We start from the raw sequence: 21,166 nt of genomic DNA on the forward strand, positions 1-21,166 counted from the left end.
TCCCGATAAAAACAATGCGTCTCATCAGCATCAAGATTCTGCATCTACCATAAGGAGTCCATCCCCCCATGTCCCGCCCCCGCATCAGCCGAAGCCGGCTGGCCAAGGCCATCCATTCCGTTTCCTCCCCGCGCCGGCTGCTGCCCGGCGCCGTGCTCGCCGCCCTGCTGAGCGCCGGCGTGGCCCACGCCGATCCGGTCAAGCTGGACATCCCTGCGCAGTCGCTGGCCAGCGCCCTGCGCGAGTTCGGCAAGCAGGCCGGGCTGGAGGTCCTCTACAGCCCGGACGTGGTCAAGGGCGTCAAGTCCAGGGCGGTCAGCGGTTCGCTGGAACCCGAGGAGGCGCTGGACACGCTGCTGCAGGGCAGCGGCATCTCCTACCACCGCGACGGCAACACCATCACCCTCAGCGCGGTCACCTCCGACCTGCTGCAGATGGGCGCGGTGACCATCGAGGGCCGCGGACTGGGCGCCACCACCGACGGCACCGGTTCCTACACCACCGGCCTGGTGTCGAGCATCACCAAGCTGCCGCTGACGCCGCGGGAAACCCCGCAGACCGTCAGCGTGATGACCCGCCAGCAGATGGACGACTTCGCCCTCAACAGCATCGACGACGTCATGAAGCACACCCCGGGCGTCACCGTGCAGAAGCTCGACAGCGAGCGTAGCGCCTACTGGGCGCGCGGCTCGCAGATCACCAACTTCCAGTACGACGGCATCCCCTCCTACCTGGACACCGCCTACGCCGACGGCAAGACCCTCAGCGACATGGCCATCTACGACCGCATCGAGGTGATCAAGGGCGCCACCGGCCTGCTCACCGGCAGCGGCCAGCCCGGCGCGGCCCTGAACCTGATCCGCAAGCGCCCGACCCGCAGCTTCGCCGGCCACGTATCCCTGGGCGCAGGCTCCTGGGACAACTACCGCGGCGAGCTGGACGTCGGTGGCCCGCTGACCGACGAAGGCAACATCCGCGGACGCTTCGTCACGGCCTACCAGGACAAGAACTCCTACATGGACCGTTACGAGCAGAAGAACTCCACCTACTACGGCATCCTGGAGGCCGACCTGACGCCGAGCACCCTGTTCAGCATCGGCATGGACTACCAGGACACCACCCCCACCGCCTCCAGCTGGGCCGGGGTGCCGCTGTTCTATTCCGACGGCTCCAAGACCGACTTCTCGCGCTCGTTCAACCCCGGCGCCAACTGGAGCTCCTGGGAGCAGTACAACCGCACGGTCTTCGCCACCCTCGAGCACACGCTGGAGAACAACTGGACCCTCAAACTGCACCTGAACCACCAGGAAAGCGGCTACCACGCCCCGCTGGGCTCCGCCGGCGGCGGCTACCCGGACCCGGTCACCGGCGAAGGCGGCATCCTCTTCCATGGCAAGTACACCGGCGACACCCGCCGCGACTCGGTGGACATGTACGCCTCCGGCCCTTTCGAACTGTTCGGCCGCGAGCATGAAGCGGTGTTCGGCTACAACGCCTCGCGCTCGGTGACCAAGGGCAACGGCTACTGGGACTATCCCACCCCCTACGACCCCAGCATCCCCAACATCTTCACCTGGAACGGCAAGTTTCCCGAACCGGACTGGGGCTCCAAGGCCAACCTGAAGAACTACTCGCAGTTGCACCAGTCCGGCTACTACGGCACCGTGCGCCTGAAGCCGACCGACGACCTGGCGCTGATCGCCGGCGCCCGCGTGGCCGACTACCACGACAGCGCCGAGCAGATCTCCGACAGCCAGTACGGCTACTACGTCACCCCGCAGAGCACCCGCAAGAGCGGCGTGGTGGTACCCTACCTCGGCGCGGTGTACGACCTCAACGACAACTACTCGGTGTACGCCAGCTACACGGGCATCTTCCAGCCGCAGCAGCTGCGCGATGTCAACGACAAGCCGCTGGACCCGGAAGAAGGCAAGAGCTACGAGTTGGGCGTGAAGGGCGAGTTCTACGACGGCCTGCTCAACGCCAGCTTTGCGGTGTTCGAATCGCAGCAGGACAGCCTCGCGGTGGAGACCACCAATGTCACCCCGTCCGGCGGCATCGCCTACGAAAGCGTCGACGGCACCAAGACCCGCGGCTTCGAGGCGGAGGTCTCCGGCGAGCTCCTGCCGGGCTGGCAGCTGCAGGCCGGCTACACCCACGCGGTCAGCCGCGACAAGGACGGCCACCGCATCCGTACCCTGAACCCGGACCAGCTGTTCCGCCTGTACACCACCTACCAGCTGCCGGGCGAGCTGAACCAGTTCACCGTCGGCGGCGGCGCCAGCTACCAGAGCAAGATCTGGACGAACGTCAGCGACCAGAACTACGAAACGGTGAAATACACCCAGGGCAGCTACTGGCTGGTGGACCTGATGACGCGCTACCAGATCACCGACAACCTGTCGGCCACGGTCAACCTGAACAACGTGTTCGACAAGAAGTACTTCAGCAACCTGGGTTTCTACAACACCGGCTACTACGGCGAGCCGCGCAACCTGATGCTCACCACTCGCTGGGACTTCTGAGCGGGGCGCAGGCCGTCGACCTGAACGAAAACGCCGTTTCCCTTCGCGGGGAAACGGCGTTTTCGTGCCGGCGTGACGGGCGCTGATGGGTATCGCTTCGCTCAACCCATCCTACGCAGGATGACTCCGGACTCACCGCCTGCTCCGAACGGCTCCCTCTCCCTTCAGGGAGAGGGCTGGGGAGAGGGTTGCGGACTTCGCCGACGCACCATCGCCAACCCTGACGCCGCGCCCCACCCTAACCCTCCCCCGCAAGCGGGAGAGGGGACCGTTCGGCGTGAAGCGCAATCACCAGTCTCCCTGAACCACAGCGCGCACGAATCGCGGACAGAGTCCGCTCCTACGGTTCCAAGGAAGGACGAGCGTAGGAGCGGACTCTGTCCGCGATTGGATTCGCCGGCCGCTCCGAACGGCCCCCTCTCCCTCTGGGAAGAGGGCTGGGGTGAGGGAAACAGCCGGAGAAACACTCACCCCGCCAGCCACCGATCCAGCCAGGCCGCCTGAGTGGCATGGATGGCGGCCACCTCCCCTACCAAGCCGTGCATGCGCATGAAGTCGTGGGTCAGGCCAGGGCGCAGGTCCAGGGTGAGGTCATTGCCGGCTTCACCCAGGCGCTCGGCCAGCGCCAGGCCTTCGTCGTACAGCGGGTCATGACCGGCCAGCGCCAGGTAGGTTGGCGGCAGGCCGGCCAGGCTGGGCGCCAGTAGGGGCGAGAAGCGCCAGTCGAGGCGGTCCTGCGGGCTGCGCGCGTAGCTGTCGTAGAACCACTCCAGGGTCGCACTCTCCAGCAGGTAGCCGGCGGCGTAGCGCTGGTGCGAGGGGCGCTGGCGGCTGGCGTCGGCCACCGGGTAGGCGAGCAGCAGCGCGCGCGGCTGCAGCGCCGCGGTTTCGGGCGCGGCGGCGGCCTGCAGAGCCAGCGCCAGGGCCAGGCTGGCGCCCACGCTGTCGCCGCCGAAGGCCACCCGCGCCGGGACCAGGCCGAGGGCCGGGCCCTGCTCGCGTAGCCAGACGAGGGCGTCCTCGACATCCTCCAGCGCCGTCGGGAAGCGCCAAGCCGGCGCCAGGCGGTAGTCCACCGCCAGTACCGCGCAACGGCCCGCCAGGGCCAGGCGCCGGCACAGGGCGTCATGGGAGTCCAGGCTGCCGACGACGTAGCCGCCGCCGTGCAGGTACAGCAACACCGACGCCGGCCGTGGCGAACCGCTGCGGCGGTAGAGACGGGCCGCCAGTTCGTGGCCGTCACGGCTGGCGTAGCTCAGTCGCTCGACCTCCAGGCCCGCGGCGACGGGGCTGTCGAGCGACAGCGAGGCCGCCTCGAAATCGCGCCGCGCGCGCTCCGCGCCGACGTCCTGGAACGCCTGGCTCTTGCCGCTCAGGCGGCCCAGCTCGACCAGCTCGAGAAAGGCCTCGAGATCCGGATGTAGGGACATGCAATCACTCCGCAGGAAAACTGGCGCCGGCCAGGGGGTACCCTGGCCGGCGCATGAGGGGAAGGTTTCAGGCCAGCGCCGTACGGCTCGCCAGCGACTGGCGCAGGGCGGCGATGAAACGGGGATGACGGGGCAGCTCGAAATGACCGGCGTCGATCGCCTCGTGCAGCGCCTGGTGCCCCGGCAACGGCGGCACCTGGCGGTGCGCGGCCCACCAGCAGTGCGCGGCGGCCCGCGTCGCCGGCAAGGCCGGCAACGCCAGGGACAACTGCTTCAAGCGCCAGGCGACCAGGAACACCCGCGTCAGCTCGTCCGCCCCCAGGGCCGCGTAGGCGCTGTCGCCGCGCTCGCGGGCTAGGGCTGCGGCGATCCGCCGGGACACCTCGGCAGCGTCCGGGCTGGCGCCCGCCGATGCCTCGCCCGCCGCCGGCGGCAGGTCCAGGACCACGCCGAGGAAGGCTTCCAGGTCGTCCTGCCAGCTGCCGTCGGCGACCCCTTCCTCGCCCGGCACATAGGTGTCGAGCAGGCCGAGGAAGGCCACCTCCTGGCCCTGGCGCTCCAGTTCCGCGGCCACCAGCACTGCCAGGGTGCCGCCCAGCGACCAGCCGAACAGCCGGTACGGCCCCTGGGGCTGCTTCTGGCGGATGTACTGGGCATAGTCGATGGCCATGCCCTCCAGCGAGTCATCGGTCCACTCGCCACTCAGCAGCATGCGGCACTGCACCGCCTGCACCGCGTGGCTGCCTTCCAGCGCACGGGCCAGGAGCTCGTAGTCGAACACGGTGCCAAAACCCGCGTGCAGGCAGAAGAGCGTCGCCTCGTCGCCGGCCCCGTTGAGCGCCAGCAGCGGGTTCAGGTCCTGTTCCTGCCGCCCGCAGAGGGCGCCGACGCTGGGTTTCTGCATCAGGTCGCGCAGGCGCAGCTCCAGTCCCAGTTCCGGCGTCTGGCGGACCCTGGCGATGACCTTGAGCGCTTGCAGCGAATCGCCGCCCAGCTCGAAGAAATTGTCGTCCAGGCCCACCCGCTCGACGCCCAGGATCTCGGCCCAGATGGCCGCCAGGCGCCGCTCCCGGTCATTGCGCGGGGCCAGGTAGGTGCGCTCGGTGGCGGCCTCCGGCGCCGGCAGGGCCTGGCGGTCGAGCTTGCCGTTGGGCAGCAGCGGCAGGCGCTCCAGGCATAACAGGCGCGCCGGCAGCATGTAGTCCGGCAGGCGCTGGCGCAGCACCGCCAGCAGCCCGGCCTCGCTGCCCGCCGGCGCCACCGCGTAGCCCAGCAGTTGCCGGCCCTGGGCGCCGTCGCGGGCGATCACGGCCGCGTCGCGCACCCCATCTAGGGCGCGCAGGGCGGCCTCGATCTCGCCCAGCTCGATGCGGAAGCCGCGGATCTTCACCTGGTGGTCGAGGCGGCCGAGGTAGTCGTGCAGGCCATCGTCGCGTTCGCGCACCAGGTCGCCGCTGCGGTAGAGGCGTTCGCCGTTGCCGAAGGGATCGGGGACGAAGCGCTCGGCCGTCAGGGCGGGACGGCCGAGGTAGCCGCGCGCCAGGTAGTCGCCGCCCAGGTGCAGCTCACCGGCCACGCCGGTGGGCAGCGCGTTCAGGTCGCCATCCAGCAGGCGCAGGCGGCGCGTGCCCACGCCCTTGCCGATGGGGGCGTAGGCGGCATCGCAATGGGCGTCGCGGTCGGCGCGCCAGAGCAGCGGCGTGACCACCGTCTCGGTCGGGCCGTAGCCGTTCACCAGGCGCCGCGGCCGCAAGGCACGCTTGGCCCGCTCGAAGCTGGCCTCGGCGACGGCGTCGCCGCCGAAGCAGTAGGTGCCCACTGGCGGCGCCCAACCCTGGCGCTCGGCCTCCTCGGCCAGTTGCAGCAGGTAGGCCGGCGGGAAGCAGGCCACGTCCACCTGGTGCTCGCGCATGGCCTCCAGTGTCTGTGCGGGCGTCCACAACTCCTCGTCGCGCAGCAGCAGGCTGCCGCCGTGGCTGAGCACGCTGAGCCAGCGCTCGTGGGCGCCGTCGAAGGCGAGGGAGAGGAAATGCAGCTCGCGGGTCCGCTCGTCCAACTCGTACAGCGCGCCTATGGCGCGGCAGTGCCGGGCGATGGGGCCATGGGCCACGGCCACGCCCTTGGGCGTGCCGGTGGAGCCGGAGGTGTAGATCAGGTAGGCCAGGTTGTCCTCGTGCAACTGGCAGGCCGGCGCCTGCGCCGGCAGCGCTTGCAGGCTCGCCTGTAGCTCGTCCAGGTCCGCGCGGGCCAGCGTTTCCGGCAGACCGAGCCTTTCGCCCAGGGCCTTGCGCGTCAGCAGCAGCGCCATGGCCGAGTCGCGCACCAGGAAGGCCAGGCGCTCGGCCGGGTAGCCCAGGTCCAGCGGCACGTAGGCCGCACCGGCCTTCAGCACCGCCAACAGGCTCACCAGCAGTTCGCAGGAGCGCTCCAGCGCCACCCCCACCCGCGCCTCGGGGCCTATGCCCTGGGTACGCAACCAGTGCGCCAGCTGGCTGGAACGGCGGTCCAGCTCGGCGTAGCTCATGCGCTGCCCGGCGCAGATCAGCGCGGTGGCCTGCGGCTGGCGCGCCGCCCACTCGCCGATGCGCTGCGGCAACAGCGCCGCCGGCGCCTCCCGGGGCAAGGCGCGGACACCGGGCGGCGCCTCCAGGCCAAGGCAGCCCAGCACACGCCCGGCGTCCTCCAGCAGGGCCAGCAACAGGTGCTCGAAGTGCCGGCGGATGGCCAGGACGCCTTCGTCGGCGAACGACTGGCGCAGGTAGAGGAACTCGATGCTGAGTGTCTCGCCCAGGTGCACCGCCAGGTCCATGGGGAAGTGGGTGACGTCGCGCATGTTCGACTCGCCGAAGCGCAGCCCGCCACCGGCGGCCTCCTGCAGCCGGCGGTCCAGCGGGTAGTTCTCGAACACCACCAGGCTGTCGAACAGCGGCTGCCCGCCCTGCCCGGCCCAGCGCTGGATGTCGTGCAGCGGCGCCTGTTCATGCTCGCGGGCCTCGACGTTGTAGTGCTGCAACTGCCGCAGCCAGTCGCCCACCCGTTGCGTCGGCTCGATGCGCTGGATCACCGGTACCGTGTTGATGAATAGCCCCAGCAGGTGCTCCGCCTCCGGTAGCGCCGCCGGACGCCCGGCCACGGTGGCGCCGAAGGCCACGCTGGCCTGGCCGGTGTGACGGTGCAGCAACAACAGCCAGGCCGCCTGTACCAGGGTGTTGGCCGTCACCCGCTGGGCCTGGGCGAAGGCCTGCAGGCGGCGCGTGGTCGGCGCGTCGAAGGTCGAGTAGATGGCCGCGTGACCGCTGCGCCCGGCCGCAGGGCGCGGTGCCATGCCGGGCGCCAGGTAACAAGGCTCGTCCAGCTGCGCCAGGCGCTCGCGCCAGAAGCGCTGCAATTGCGCCGCGTCGAGCCGCTGCAGCCAGCCGATGTAGTCGGCGTAGCGCCCCCGGGGCGCCGGCAGCGCCTCGCCGGCGTACAGCCCGAGCGCCTCGCCGACCAGTTGCGAGCTGCTCCAGCCGTCCAGCAGGATGTGGTGGCTGGTCCAGATCAGTTGCCAGGTGTCGTCGTCCAGCCGCGCCAGGGTGATCCGCTGCAGCGGCGGCGCGGCGAAATCGAAGCCCTGGGCGCAGTCCTGCGCCGCCAGCTCGGCCACCTGAGCCGCCGGGGCCACCGCGCTGCGGCAGTCCACCTCGCGGATCGGTACCGGCGCCTCGCGTAACACGAACTGCAGGGGTTCCCTGAGTCCCGCCTGCCAGAGGAAGCCGCTGCGCAGGATCGCGTGGCGCGCGCAGGCCTGCTGCCAGCAGGCGGCGAAACGCGCCGGGTCGAGGCCGTCGACGCGGATACTCAGCTGGTTGACGTACAGCCCCGGCTCGCTGTCCTCGAGGCTGTGGAAGAGCATGCCCTTCTGCATCGGCGACAGCGGGTAGATGTCCTCCACCCGCGCCAGCTCCAGCGGCAGCGCGTCCAGCGTGGCCTGGTCGAGGCCGGCCAGGGGGAAGTCCTCCGGGCGCGCCTGGCCACGGACGCCCAGGCAATGCTCCAGCAAAGCGCGCAGTTCGTCTTCAAGGGCAGCGGCCAGGCCTTCCACCACGCCGGTGTCGAACAGCGCGCTGCTGTAGGTCCAGTACAGGTGCAGCTCGCCGCCGAACACCTGGCCGTTGATCGCCAGCCAGTTGTCCAGCGGCGAGCCTTCGGCGCGCTCGGCACCGGGTGATTCGCCGGCCGGTTGCAGCGGGCCCTGGGCGTCGAGGCTGCGGTCGAGTTGGCCGAGGTAGTTGAAGGTGATGCGCGGCGCCGGCAGCGCGGCCAGATCGGCCTGCGCCCCGGCGTCGCCCAGGTAGCGCAGCGCGCCGAAGCCCAGGCCCTTGTCCGGCACCGCGCGCAGTTGCTCGCGCACCGCGCGGATGGCCGCGCCGGGCTCGGCGGGCACGCTCAGGCGCAGCGGGAACAGGCTGGTGAACCAGCCGACGCTGCGGGTCAGGTCGATGCCGTCGAACAGGTCCTCGCGGCCATGCCCCTCCAGCTGTACCAGCATGGACGGCTCGCCGCTCCAGCGCGTGACCACCCGTGCCAGGGCGCACAGCAGCAGATCGTTGACCTGGGTGCGGTAGGCACCGGGGGCGTCCTGCAGCAGTTGGCGGGTCGCCCCGGCGTCCAGGCGCGTGCAGGCGCTGGCGGCCAGGCGGCCGTCGAGGGCGCCCGGCGGCAGGCTGGCGGGCACGCCGGGCAGCCCCCGGGGCGCGCCGTCGAGCTGGCTGCGCCAGTACTCGAGCTGCTCGCGGGCGGTGCCGTCGGCATAGCCCTGCAAGGCGGTATGCCAGTCCTGCAGGGAACTGGTGCGCGGCGGCAGCTCCGCCGGCAGGCCCGCCAGCTGCTGCTGGTAGAGCCCCTGCAGGTCTTCCAGCAGGATGCGCCAGGACACGCCGTCCACCAGCAGGTGGTGGATCGCCAGCAGCAGGCGCTGGCTGCCGTCGGCCATGTCCACCAGCAGAACGCGCAGCAGTTGGCCGTCCAGGCGCAGGCTGGCCTGGGCCGCGCTGCACAGCGCCTCCAGTTCGGCGGCGTCGCCGGCCCGGCGGCGCCAGAGCAGCGGATCCTGCGCCTGCAACTGGCGCTGGGCCGCCGGCTCGCGGTAGACGCCATGCCACTCGGGATGCGCCACGAAGCCCAGGCGCAGGGCGTCGTGCCGCTCCACCAGGGCCGCCAGCGCGCGCTCCAGCGCCTGGCCGTCCAGTGGGCGTTCGGCGCGCAGCAACAGCGACTGGTTCCAGTGCCCGGCCTCGGGCAGCGGCAGTTCGAAGAACCAGCGCTGGATCGGCAGCAGCGGCAGCTCGCCCTGGGCGGCCGCACGCGGCCCCGCTTCGGCGCCGGCCTCGGCGACCTCGGCCAGGGCGCGCACGGTCTGGTGCCTGAACAGGTCGCGGGGGGTGAAGTGCAGCCCGGCCTGGCGGGCGCGGCTGACCACCTGGATGGAAATGATGGAGTCGCCACCCAGTTCGAAGAAGTTGTCGTCCAGGCCCACCCGGTCCAGGCCCAGCACGCTGGCCCAGATCTGCGCCAGGCGCGCCTGCGCCGGGCTCTCCGGGGCCGCCCAGGCCTGGCGCAGCTCGCCGCCGCCGCTGCTGGGCAGGGCCTTGCGGTCGAGCTTGCCATTGGTGGTCAGCGGCAGCGCGGGCAGCAGGTGCACCTGCGCCGGCACCATGTACTCCGGCAGGGTTTCCAGCAGGTGCGCCTTCAGCGCCTGGCGCAAGGCCTGGCGAACCTCTTCGGCCCCCTCCTGCGCCAGCGTCGCGTCGTGGGGCACCAGGTAGGCGGCCAGTTGCTTGCCGTGGGCCGCGTCCACCGCCAGCACCACCGCTTCACGCAGTGCCGAATGGTCGAGCAGGCGCGCCTCGATCTCGCCCAGTTCGATACGGAAGCCGCGGATCTTCACCTGGTGATCGATCCGCCCGACGTAGTCGAGCACGCCATCGGCGCGGTAGCGGGCCAGGTCGCCAGAGCGGTACAGGCGGCCGCCATCGGTAGCGAAGGGGTTGGGCACGAAGCGCTCGGCGGTGAGCGCCGGGCGCTGGTGGTAACCGCGCGCCAGGCCGGCGTGGCCGACGTGCAGCTCGCCGATGCAGCCACGCGGGACCGGGTTGAGGTCGGCGTCCAGCACATAGCCACCGAGGTCGGGGATCATCTCGCCGATCGGACTGCTGACGCCGCCCCCCAGGTCGGCGAGACCGAGCGGGCGGTAGGTGACGTGCACCGTGGTCTCGGTGATGCCGTACATGTTCACCAGTTGCGGACGGCGTTCGCCGAAGCGTTCGAACCACGGCCGCAGGCTGGCGATCTCCAGCGCCTCGCCGCCGAACACCACGTAGCGCAGCGCCAGGTCGCCGGTGCTGGCGCAGGCCAGTGGCAGCAACTGGCGGAACGCCGAGGGTGTCTGGTTGAGCACGCTGACGCGCTCGCGCTGCAGCAGGGCGAGGAAGTCCTCGGGCGCGCGGCTGACCTCGAAGGGCACCAGCACCAGGCGCCCGCCGTGCAGCAGGGCGCCGAAGACTTCCCACACGGAGAAGTCGAAGGCGTAGGAATGGAACATCGTCCAGACGTCGCCGGCGTCGAAGCCGAACCAGTCCTGCGTGGCGCTGAACAGGCGCAGCACGTTGCGCTGGCTGAGCAGGGCGCCCTTCGGCTTGCCGGTGGAGCCGGAGGTGTAGATGACGTAGGCCAGGTTGTCGGGCGTGGAGCGTGGCGGCAGGTCATCCGAAGGGTACTCCGCCAGCGTCGCCTCCAGGTCGTCCAGGCGCAGCAGCTGGACGCCGGCCGGCCATGGCAGCGCCGCCGCCGTGGCGTCGCCGAGCACCAGGCGGACGCCACTGTCCCCGGCGAGGTAGGCCAGGCGCTCGGCTGGATAGTCCGGGTCCAGCGGCACGTAGGCGCCGCCGGCCTTGAGGGTGGCCAGCAGCGCCACCAGCAGGTCCAGGGTGCGCGGCATGGCGATGCCGACCCGCACTTCCGCGGCCACCCCTAGCGCCACCAGGTGGCGCGCCAGCCGGTTGGCCCGGGCGTTCAGCTCGGCGTAGGTCAGCCGCGCCTCGCCCAGGCTGGCCGCCACCGCGTCCGGGGTACGCGCCGCCCAGCCGGCGATGATCGCCGCCAGGCCGTCGTCGGCCGGGTATTCGCGAAGACCACCGTTCCAGCGCTGCAAGGTGGCCTGGCGTTCCTCGGCGGCCAGCAGCGGCAGTTCGCCGATGCGCGCCTGCGGGTCCGCGGCGGACGCCTCCAGCAGGCGCTGCCAGTCCCCGGCCAGGCGCTCGACGGTCGCCTCGTCGAACAGCTCGCGGGGATAGATCAGGCACGCGGCCAGGCCGCCGTCGGCGGTGCTCTCGGTATTCAGGGTGAGGTCGAACTGGGCGCTGACGTTCTCCCATTCGAGCAGCTCCAGGTGCAGCCCGTCCGGGCCCGCGCCGGGTGCGGCGAGGGAGGTCGCCGCCTGCTGGTGGTTGAACATCACCTGGAATAGCGGGTTGCGCTCCAGACTGCGCTCGGCCTGCAGCGCCTCCACCACCTGTTCGAACGGCAGGTCCTGGTGGGCCTGGGCGTCCACCAGGCTGTCGCGCACCTGGCCCAGCAGCTGGCAAAAGCTCTGCGAACCGTGCACCTGGGCGCGCAGCACCAGGGTGTTGACGAAGAAGCCGAGCACGCCCTCGACCTCCACCCGGTTGCGGTTGGCCACCGGCACGCCGACGCGGATGTCCTCCTGGCCGCTGTAGCGGTAGAGCAGCGCCTGGAAGCTGGCCAGCAGCAAGGCGAACAGCGTGCCGCCCTCGGCACGCGCCAGGCGCTCCAGCGCCTGGACCAGGCCCACCGGCAGCTGGAAGCCCAGGCGCCGCCCCTCGCGCAGCGGCTCGCGGGGCCGCGGGCGGTCCAGCGGCAGCTCCAGGGCCTGGCCGGCGTCGCCCAGGCGTTCGCGCCAGTAGTCCAGCTGCCGCTGCCCTTCCCCCGCCTCCATCCAGCGGCGTTGCCAGGCCGCGTAGTCGGCGTAGCGGATCGGCAGCTCGGCCCACTGCGGGGCACGCCCAGCGGAAAAGGCGGCATAGCCTTCCAGCAGCTCGTCCACCAGCAGGCGCATCGACCAGCCGTCGGAGACGATGTGGTGCTGGGTGATGACCAGGACGTGCTCCTGCGCCCCCAGGCGCAGCAGGCGGGTGCGCAGCAGCGGCCCCTCCTGCAGGTCGAAGGGCCGCGCGGTCTCCTGCTCGACGGCGGCGCACAGTTGCGACTCGTCGGCGACGTCCCGGGCACTCAGGTCCACCGCGATGTCGTCGCGCAACACCTGCCGGGGCCCCGCCTCGCCCATGCGGAACACGCTGCGCAGCACCGCGTGGCGTTGCAGCAGCGCGGCGAAGGCCGACTGCAGCGCGGGCAGTTGCAGCTGCCCGTGCAGGCGCAGCGCCAGGGGCATGTTGTAGGCGCTGCCCCGGGGCTCCAGCTGCCAGAGGAACCACAGCCGCTGCTGGGCATGGGACAGCGGCTCGCCGTCCGCCGCCGGCTCGCCCGGCGGTATCGGCAGTTGCTCGAAGCTCACCCCTTGCGCCTGCATCTTGTCCAGGAACTGCCGGCGCTGCTGCGGGCCCAGCCCGGCAAAGCGTTGGGCGATCCGCAAGGCGGTGGTCTTGTCCATCACACGTTCTCCAACTCGTCGAGGAAGGCTTCCAGTTCCCCCAGGGCGGCGTCGGCCGCGGGGGACTGCAACGTGGCCACCTGGCGCGCGAACGCGTCGAGATCGGTGGCCTCGAACAGCCATTTCAGGGGAACCTTGCGGCCTTGCTGCTGCAGCCGGGCGATCACCTGGGAGGCCAGCAGGGAATGCCCGCCAAGGTCGAAGAAGTTGTCGTCCAGCCCCACTTCCGCGACCTGCAGGACTTCCCGCCAGACCTCCGCCAGTTCCTGCTCCAGCGCGCTTTCGGGCGCCCTGTGGTTCCGGTGTGTCTGTTGAACGTTCGGCGCCGGCAGCGATTTACGCTCCAGCTTGCCGTTGGGCGACAGCGGCATGCGTTCCAGCAGGCAGAAGTGCGCCGGCACCATGTACTCCGGCAGGGCTTCGCGCAGGGCCTGGCGCAACCCCTGGCGCGCCACCTCGGCCAGTTGCGGGTCGTCCAGCCAGCGCCGCTCGGACGGCACCAGGTAGGCCACCAGCTGGGTGCCGGTGCGCCCGTCCAGGGCCAGCACCACGGCCTCGGCGACTTCCGGCAGCTGCTGCAGGCGCGCCTCGATCTCACCCAGTTCGATACGCAGGCCGCGGATCTTCACCTGGTGGTCGATGCGCCCCTGGTAGTCGAGCACGCCGTCGACGCCGCAGCGCACCAGGTCGCCGCTGCGGTACAGGCGGGCGCCATTGCCGCGCGGGTCGGGCACGAAGCGTTCGGCGGTGAGCGCCGGGCGCTGGTGGTAGCCGCGCGCCAGGCCCATGCCGCCCAGGTACAGCTCGCCGGTCACCCCGCTCGGCGCCAGTTCCAGCTCGGCGTCGAGCACGTGGCAGCCGAGGTTGGCGATGGGCTGGCCGATCGGCACCGAGTGGCCGGTGCGCTCGCGGCAGGTCCAGTGGCTGACGTCGATGGCCGCCTCGGTGGGGCCGTAGAGGTTGTACAGGGCCGCCGCCGGCAGCCGCGCGAACACCTGCTGCTGGGCCTCCAGCGGCAGTGCCTCGCCGCTGCAGACGATGCGCCGCAGGCTTTGGCAGCGCTCGACGTCCGGATGCTGGAGGAAGGCCAGCAGCATGGAAGGCACGAAGTGCAGCGTACTGATGCCCTGCTCGCGGATGGTCTCGATCAGTTGCTGGGCGTCGCGGTGCTCGCCGGGCCGCGCCATCACCAGGCGCGCGCCGGTCATCAGCGGCCAGAAGAACTCCCACACCGAGACATCGAAGCTGAACGGCGTCTTCTGCAGCACGCTGTCGGCCGGGCCCAGGTCGTAGGCCTCCTGCATCCAGGCCAGGCGGTTGTGCAGGGCCAGGTGGCGGTTGCCGGCGCCCTTGGGCCGGCCGGTGGAGCCGGAGGTGTAGATCACGTAGGCTAGGTTCTCGCCGTCGCAGAGGTTCGCCAGGTCCGCGCCGTCCTGCGCCGCCAGCTCGCCCTCCAGGCGCTCCAGCGCCAGGGCCTCGACGCCGGCGACCGGTGGCAGCGACGGCAGCAGCTCGGCCTGGGTCAGCAGCAGGCCGATGCCGCTGTCCTCCAGCATGTAGGCCAGGCGCTCGGCCGGGTAGTCCGGGTCCAGCGGCACGTAGGCCCCACCCGCCTTGAGGATCGCCAGCAGGCTGATGGGCATTTCCAGGGAGCGCTGCATGCACACCCCGACCAGCACTTCCGGCCCCACCCCGCGCTGGCGCAACAGGCGCGCCAGCTGGTTGGCCCGGCGGTTCAGCTGCGCATAGTTCAGGCGTTCGCCGGCGAAGTACAGCGCCTCCGCCTGGGGCGTGCGGCGCACCTGATCCTCGATCAGCTGGTGCACGCACAACTGCAGCGGGTAGTCGCGCTGCGGCCCCTGCCCCTCGGCGGCCCGCGCGGCGCGCTCGGCCACGTCCAGCAGCGGCAGCTCGGCGACACGGCGCTGCGGGTCCTCGGCCAGCGCCTGCAGCAGGCATCTCCACTGGCGGGCCAGGCGCTCGATGCTCGGCGCGTCGAAGAGGTCGGTGGCGTACACCAGGGTGGCGGCGATCGTGCCCTGGTGCTCGGCGGTGTCGAGCATCAGGTCGAACTGGGCGCCGGGCGCCTCGCCCTCCAGCATTTCCAGCTGCAGGCCGTCCAGGGGAGTGCCGGCTTGCGTGCGCGCCTCGCCCTGGTGGTTGAACAGCACCTGGAACAACGGGCTGTGGCTCAGGCTGCGCTCCGGCTGCAGCGCCTCCACCAGTTGCTCGAAGGGCAGCTCCTGGTGGGCCTGGGCCTCCAGCATGCGCTGGCGGACCTGGGCCAGCAGGGCGGCGAAGTCCTGGTCGTCGGCGAAATCGGCGCGCAGCACCAGGGTGTTGATGAAGAAGCCCAGCAAGCCTTCGGTTTCCTGGCGGGTACGGTTGGCCACCGGCACCCCGACGCGGATTTCCCGCTGGCCGCTGAGGCGATGCAGCAATGCCTGGAAGGCCGCCAGCAGGAGCATGAACAGCGTGCTGTCGTGGGCGCCGGCCTGGGTCCGCAGGCGGCCAACCAGTTCTGCCGGCAGCTGCAGCGCCAGGCTCGCGCCGCGCTGGCTGCGCTGGGCCGGCCGCGGGCGGTCGGCGGGCAGCTCCAGCACCGGGTGCTGGCTGCCCAGGCAGTCGCGCCAGTAGGCCAGTTGCCGTTCGCCCTCGCCGCTCTCCATCCACTGCCGCTGCCACTGCGCGTAGTCGGCGTACTGCAACGGCAAAGCCTGCAGCCCGGCCGCCTGTGCATCGCCGTCGGCGGCGTAGAGGGCGCTCAACTCCTCGACCATGACACGCATCGACCAGGCGTCAGAGACGATGTGCTGCAGCACCAGCCCCAGGCGGTGCCGCCGGGCCCTCAGGCGCACCAGGTCGATGCGCAGCAGCGGGCCCTGCTCCAGGTCGAAGGGCTGCACCCGGGCCGCCGCGAAGATGGCCGTGGCGCGGCCTTCGCGCTCGCCCTCGGGCAGGTCACCGAGGTCGTGGAAGGCCAGCTCCGGCGCCTGGCTGTCGAGGATGCGCTGGCGCACCTCACCGGCCTCGCGGACGAAGCGCGTGCGCAGGCTCTCGTGGCGTTGCACCAGAGCGGCGAAGGCCCGGCCCAGGCGCGCCACGTCCAGCTCGCCGCGCAGTTCCAGGGCCAGCGGCATGTTGTAGGCGCAGCCTTGCGGGTCGAGTTCCCAGAGGAACCACTGGCGCTGCTGCGCATAGGACAGCGGCAGGTCGCCGCCGCGCGGCAGGGCCCGCAGCGGCGGCGCCTGGTCGGCCCCGGCGCGCGCCGCCAGGGCGGCGAAGGCGCCCAGCACGGGGTGTTCGAACAGGCTGCGCAGCGGCAGGTCGAGGCCCAGCTCGCGGCGTACCCGCGAGACCACCTGGGTCGCCAGCAGCGAATGCCCGCCAAGCTCGAAGAAGTGCTCGTCCAGGCCCACTTCCGGCAGTTGCAGCACCTGCGCCCAGATCGCCGCCAAGGCCCGCTGCAGCGGCGTCACCGGGGACGCGCCGGTAGCGCCGGCGCGTTCCAGGGCCGGGCGCGGCAGGGCCATGCGGTCCACCTTGCCATTGGGCGACAGGGGCATGGTGGCCAGTTGCATCAACCGGGCCGGTACCATGTAGTCGGGCAGCGATGCGCGCAGCGCCGCCTTCAGCGCCTCTTCGTCCAGGGCCGCCGTGCGCCCCGGCGCCGCCACCAGGTAGCCGACCAGTTGTGCCCCGGTGGGGCCTTCCACAGCCATCACCAGGGCCTCGCCGACTTCCTCGCGTTCCAGCAGGCGCGCCTCGATCTCGCCCAGTTCGATGCGGAAGCCGCGGATCTTCACCTGGTGATCCACCCGGCCGAGGTATTCCACCACCCCGTCTTCGCGGTAGCGCGCCAGGTCGCCGGTACGGTACAGGCGGCCGCCCGGCTGGCCGAACGGGTCGGGCACGAAGCGCTCGGCGGTCAGTTCCGCCCTCCCCTGGTAGCCTCGGGCCAGGCCGCTGCCACCGACGTAGAGCTCGCCGACCAGGCCGACGGGCAGCGGCCGCAGCTGCTCGTCGAGGATGTATGCGCTGCGCTCGCCCACCGGTTGACCGATGGGCATGTACTGGGCAGTGAAGCCGTCGCCGCGGTAGGCACGCCAGATCAGCGGGGTGACCACGGTTTCCGTGGGCCCGTAGCCGTTGATGATGCGCTCGGGCGCCAGTACCTGCTGGATGCGCTCGAAAGTGTGTCGCGAGGTGCCTTCGCCACCGACGGTGAAGGAGCGGATCGGCAGCCTGCCGATGCCGTCCTGCTCGACGTGGTCGACCATCTGCTGCAGGTAGCTGGGGGTGAAGCAGGCGATGGTGATGCCATGCCGGCGGATTTCCTCGACGCTGCGTTCCACGCTCCACGGCTCGTTGTCGCGGGGCATCAGCGCCGAACCGTGGATCAGCGGCACCAGCCAGCGCTCGTGGGCGCCGTCGAAGTTGATCGAGGCGAACTGCAGCTCGCGGTCCTGCGGGGTCATGCCGTAGAGCGCGCCTATGGCCAGGCAGTGCATGGCCAGTGGGCCGTGCTCCACCGCCACGCCCTTGGGCCGGCCGGTGGAACCGGAGGTGTAGATCACGTAGGCCAGGTGTTCCGGCCGGCTGAGGTTCGGCAGGTCGCCGTCCGGCTCGGCGTCCAGCGCCAGGGTGTCGAGGCTCAGGCTGGGCACGCCCGCGGGCAGCGCCAGGCGGCCCTGCAGGTGCGACTGGGTGAGCAGCAGCGCGATGCGGCTTTCCTCGACCATGAAGGCCAGGCGCTCGGCCGGGTAATCGGGGTCCAGCGGCACGTAGGCGGCACCCGCCTTGAGGGTGGCCAGCAGGCCGACCACCATTTCCACCGAGCGCTGCACCGAGACGCCCACCAGCACCTCGGGGCCGGCGCCGAGGCTGCGCAGGTGGTGCGCCAGGCGGTTGGCCCGGGCGTTGAGCTGGGCGTAGCTGAGCTGCAGGTCGCCGAAGATCAGCGCCGTCGCCTGCGGGCGCAGGCGTGCCTGTTCCTCGATCAGCTGGTGCACGCAGCGCTTGTCGGCCACCGGCAGGCAGGGATTCCAGGTTTCCAGCAGCAGCCGGCACTCGTCGGCGCCGAGCATGTCGAGGCTGGCCAGCCTGGCTTCGGGCGCTGCCACGAAGGCCTCCAGCAACTGCCGCAGGTGCCCGGCGATGGCCGCCACCCGCGCGGCGCCGAACAGCTGCCGCTGGTAGCGGAACTCCAGGCGCAGCTCACCTTCGAGCAGGGCCGCGATGCTCAGCGGGTAGTGGGTCTGGTCGAAGGCGTGGACGTTCTCGGCCCGCAGGCCGCCGGGCAGGCTGCGTTGCAGGGCTTCGGCCACCGGGTAGTTCTCGAAGACCAGCAGGGTGTCGAACAGCGCCTCGCCGCCATGCCCGCTCCAGCGCTGGATGTCGTACAGCGGCGTGTGTTCCCACTCGCTGGCGGCGCTGGCGGCCTCCTGCACCTGGGCGACCCAGTCGGCGACGCTGTGCTGCGGCGCCGGGCTTGCGATCATCGGCACGGTGTTGATGAACAGCCCCAGCTGCCGCTCGATGCCGGGGATGTCGCCGGGCCGGCCGGACACTGTGGCGCCGAAGGCCACGCAGTCCTGCCCGGTGTAGCGTTGCAGCAACAGCAGCCAGGCCGCCTGCAGCACGCTGTTGAGCGTCACCCGCTGTTGCCTGGCGAAACCTTCCAGGGCCTGGCTCAGCGCGGGCGACAGGCGCAGCACGTGGTCGCCATGGCCCTCCTCGCCCGCCGGCGCCTCGGCGCCCAGGACGCTGGCCAGGCGCGTGGGCACCTGCAGGGGCGCCAGGTTGTACCGCCAGAAGGCCTCGGCCGCCGCCGCGTCGCGCTCGCCCAGCCAGCGGATGTAGTCGCGGTAGGCACCGGCAGCGGGCTGTGGCGGCTCGCCAGCGTAGGCCTGCAGCACCTCGCCGAGCAGGCGCGCGGTGCTCCAGCCGTCCAGCAGGATGTGGTGGTGGGTGAACAGGCAGTGGTAGTGCTCCGCGCCCAGGCGCACCAGGTGCAGGCGCAGCAACGGCGCCTGGTCGAGGACGAAGCCGCGTTGCAGTTCCGCCTGCGCCAGGGCTTCCAGCGCCGTCGAGGCATCCGCGCGGTCGCGCCAGTCGAGCTGTTCGAACGGCAGCTCCACGGCCGCGGAGATGGCCTGCAGCGGCCGGTCGTCCACGAACACGAAGGCCGCACGCAGGTTCGGGTGGGCCTCAAGTGCCCGCTGCCAGGCGTGCGCCAGGCTCTGCGGGTCGACGCCGTGCAGGTCCATGCGCAGCTGGTTGACGTAGGCCGTCTGGTCCGCCTCGTACAGGCTGTGGAACAGCATGCCCTGTTGCATCGGCGACAGCGGGTAGAGGTCTTCCACGCTCGCCAGCGTCGCCGGCAGCGCGTCCAGCTGTGCCTGGGTCAGCCCGGCCAGCGGAACGTCCGAGGGCGTGAGAGTGCATTGCCGTGGCTGCAGGCAATGCTCCACCAGCGCGGCCAGCTCGCGCTGGTAGTCCTCGGCCAGGCGCTGGAGGGTGGCTTCGGCGAACTGTTCGCGGCTGAAGCTCCAGTCCAGGCTGAACTCGCCGTCGTAGACCCGGCCATTGAGGCTCAGCCAGTTGTCCAGCGGTGCGTCGGCGTCCACCTCGGCACCGGCGCGCTCGGTGGCGGGCAGCAGCAGCGCGGCCTCGTCGAACTGGGCGTCGAACTGGCCCAGGTAGTTGAAGGTGACCCGCGCCTGGGGCAGCGCCGCCATGGCCGCGGCGCTCTCCGGGCCGCCCAGGTAGCGCAGCAGGCCGTGGCCCAGGCCCTTGCCGGGTACGGCGCGCAGTTGCTCCTTGATCGCCTTCAGCGACTCGCCGAGGTCTTCGGCGGGCGCCAGGCGCACCGGGAACAGGCTGGTGAACCAGCCTACGGTACGGCTCAGGTCGATGTCGTCGAACAGCGGCTCGCGGCCGTGGCCTTCCAGTTGGACCAGCACGCTCGAATCGCCGCTCCAGCGGCAGATCACCCGCGCCAGGGCGGTCAGCAGCAGGTCGTTGACCTGGGTGCGGTAGGTGGCCGGGGCCTGCTTCAGCAGCGCCTCGGTCAGCGGCCGCGGCAGGCGGCTCTGCACGTGGGCGGCGTGGCGCTGGCTCAGGCTGCCGGCGGGGTTGTCGCAAGGCAGGTCGGCCTCGACGCCGCCAAGGGTGTCCTGCCAGTACTGCCGTTCGGCCAGCAGCGCCGGACTGCGGGCATACTCGCCCAGGCGCTCGGCCCAGGCCTTGAATGCACTGGTCTTGGCCGGCAATTGCAGGGCCTGGCCGGCGAGACGCTGCTCGTAGGCTTGTTGCAGGTCTTCCAGCAGAATGCGCCAGGACACCCCGTCCACCACCAGGTGGTGGATGGCCAACAGCAGGCGCTGGCTGCCGTCGGCGACCTTCACCAGCAAGGCGCGCAGCAATGGGCCACGGGCCAGGTCGAGGCTGCGCTGCGCGTCATCGCACAGGGCCTCCACTTCCCCGCCGTTCTCGGCCTCGGCCTGCCACAGCAGAGCTTCGCCAGTGATCCCGGCGTGTTCGGCACGCCATTGGCCGTCGACCTCGGTGAAGCGCAGGCGCAGCGCGTCATGGTGTTCGACCAGTGCCTGCAAGGCCGCTTCCAGCGCCTCGGCATCCAGTGCCTGGCGCGGCTGTAGCAGCAAGGACTGGTTCCAGTGCTGGCGATTGGGGATGGCCTGCCCGAAGAACAGCCGCTGGAACGGCAGCAGCGGCGTCTCGCCGCGCACCGGTCCCTGGTCGACCTGGGCCGCGGCGCCCGTGCGGGCGACCCGGGCCAGCCCTTGCACCGTCTGGTGCTGGAACAGCTCCTTGGGTGTGAAATGGATGCCTGCCGCGCGAGCGCGGCTGACCGCCTGGATGGCGATGATGGAGTCGCCGCCCAGGGCGAAGAAGTTGTCGGTGGCGCCCACCTCGTCGAGCTTCAGCAACTCGGCCCAGATGGCGGCGATACGCCGCTCCATCTCGGTCGCCGGTGCAACCCGTTCCTGCTGCGGGTCCGGCTGCGGCTTGGGCAGGGCCTTGCGGTCCAGCTTGCCGTTGGGGCTCAGGGGCATGCTTTCCAGCGCCAGCCACTGGGCTGGGACCATATATTCCGGGAGGCTGGCGGCCAGGTACGCGGACAGGGTTTCACGCCAGTTCTCGCTTTCGCTGTCGAGCACCACGTAGCCAACCAGTTGCTTGCCGTCCACGGCCAGCACCGCTGCTTCACGTACCGAATCATGCTCCAGCAGCCGCGCCTCGATCTCACCCAGCTCGATACGCAGGCCGCGCAGTTTCACCTGGTGGTCGATGCGGCCGGCGTATTCGATCACGCCGTCGGCGCGGTAGCGGGCCAGGTCACCGGTGCGGTACATCCGCTCGCCGGCCACGAAGGGACTGGCGACGAAGCGTTCGGCGGTCAGCGCCGGGCGTTGGTGGTAGCCACGGGCCAGGCCTTCGCCGGCCAGGTACAGTTCGCCCAGCACGCCTGCCGGCACCGGCTCCAGGTTGTCGTCGAGGATGTGGCAGCCCAGGTTGGC

Annotated in this window: 4 protein-coding genes; 1 reads left to right on the plus strand and 3 read right to left on the minus strand. The window is 71.1% G+C overall.

Features of this window, described 5'->3' with window-relative positions:
* The first annotated feature begins 68 nt into the window (after positions 1 to 68).
* Positions 69 to 2,525, plus strand: coding sequence for a TonB-dependent siderophore receptor (locus DK254_RS20975; RefSeq protein ID WP_109935319.1), 2,457 nt, complete (start codon positions 69 to 71; stop codon positions 2,523 to 2,525).
* Between the two features lie 467 nt (positions 2,526 to 2,992).
* On the opposite strand, the gene DK254_RS20980 is transcribed toward DK254_RS20975, so the two are convergent.
* From DK254_RS20980 to DK254_RS20990, 3 genes are all read right to left on the minus strand, one after another.
* A complete protein-coding gene (locus DK254_RS20980; protein WP_109935320.1) occupies positions 2,993 to 3,955 on the minus strand; it encodes an alpha/beta hydrolase in 963 nt (320 codons plus the stop codon).
* A 67-nt stretch (positions 3,956 to 4,022) separates the two neighbouring features.
* The gene (locus tag DK254_RS20985; protein WP_109935321.1) at positions 4,023 to 12,623 is read right to left on the minus strand and encodes a non-ribosomal peptide synthetase; all 8,601 of its coding nucleotides are present in this window, start codon (positions 12,621 to 12,623) and stop codon (positions 4,023 to 4,025) included.
* Positions 12,623 to 21,166: non-ribosomal peptide synthetase (locus tag DK254_RS20990; RefSeq protein WP_146219637.1), on the minus strand; the 8,544-nt coding region annotated here is incomplete at its 5' end. The genes DK254_RS20990 and DK254_RS20985, both read right to left, overlap by 1 nt.

It is taken from the genome of Pseudomonas sp. RW407 (genome assembly GCF_003176655.1).
Classification (GTDB): Bacteria; Pseudomonadota; Gammaproteobacteria; order Pseudomonadales; family Pseudomonadaceae; genus Pseudomonas; species Pseudomonas delhiensis.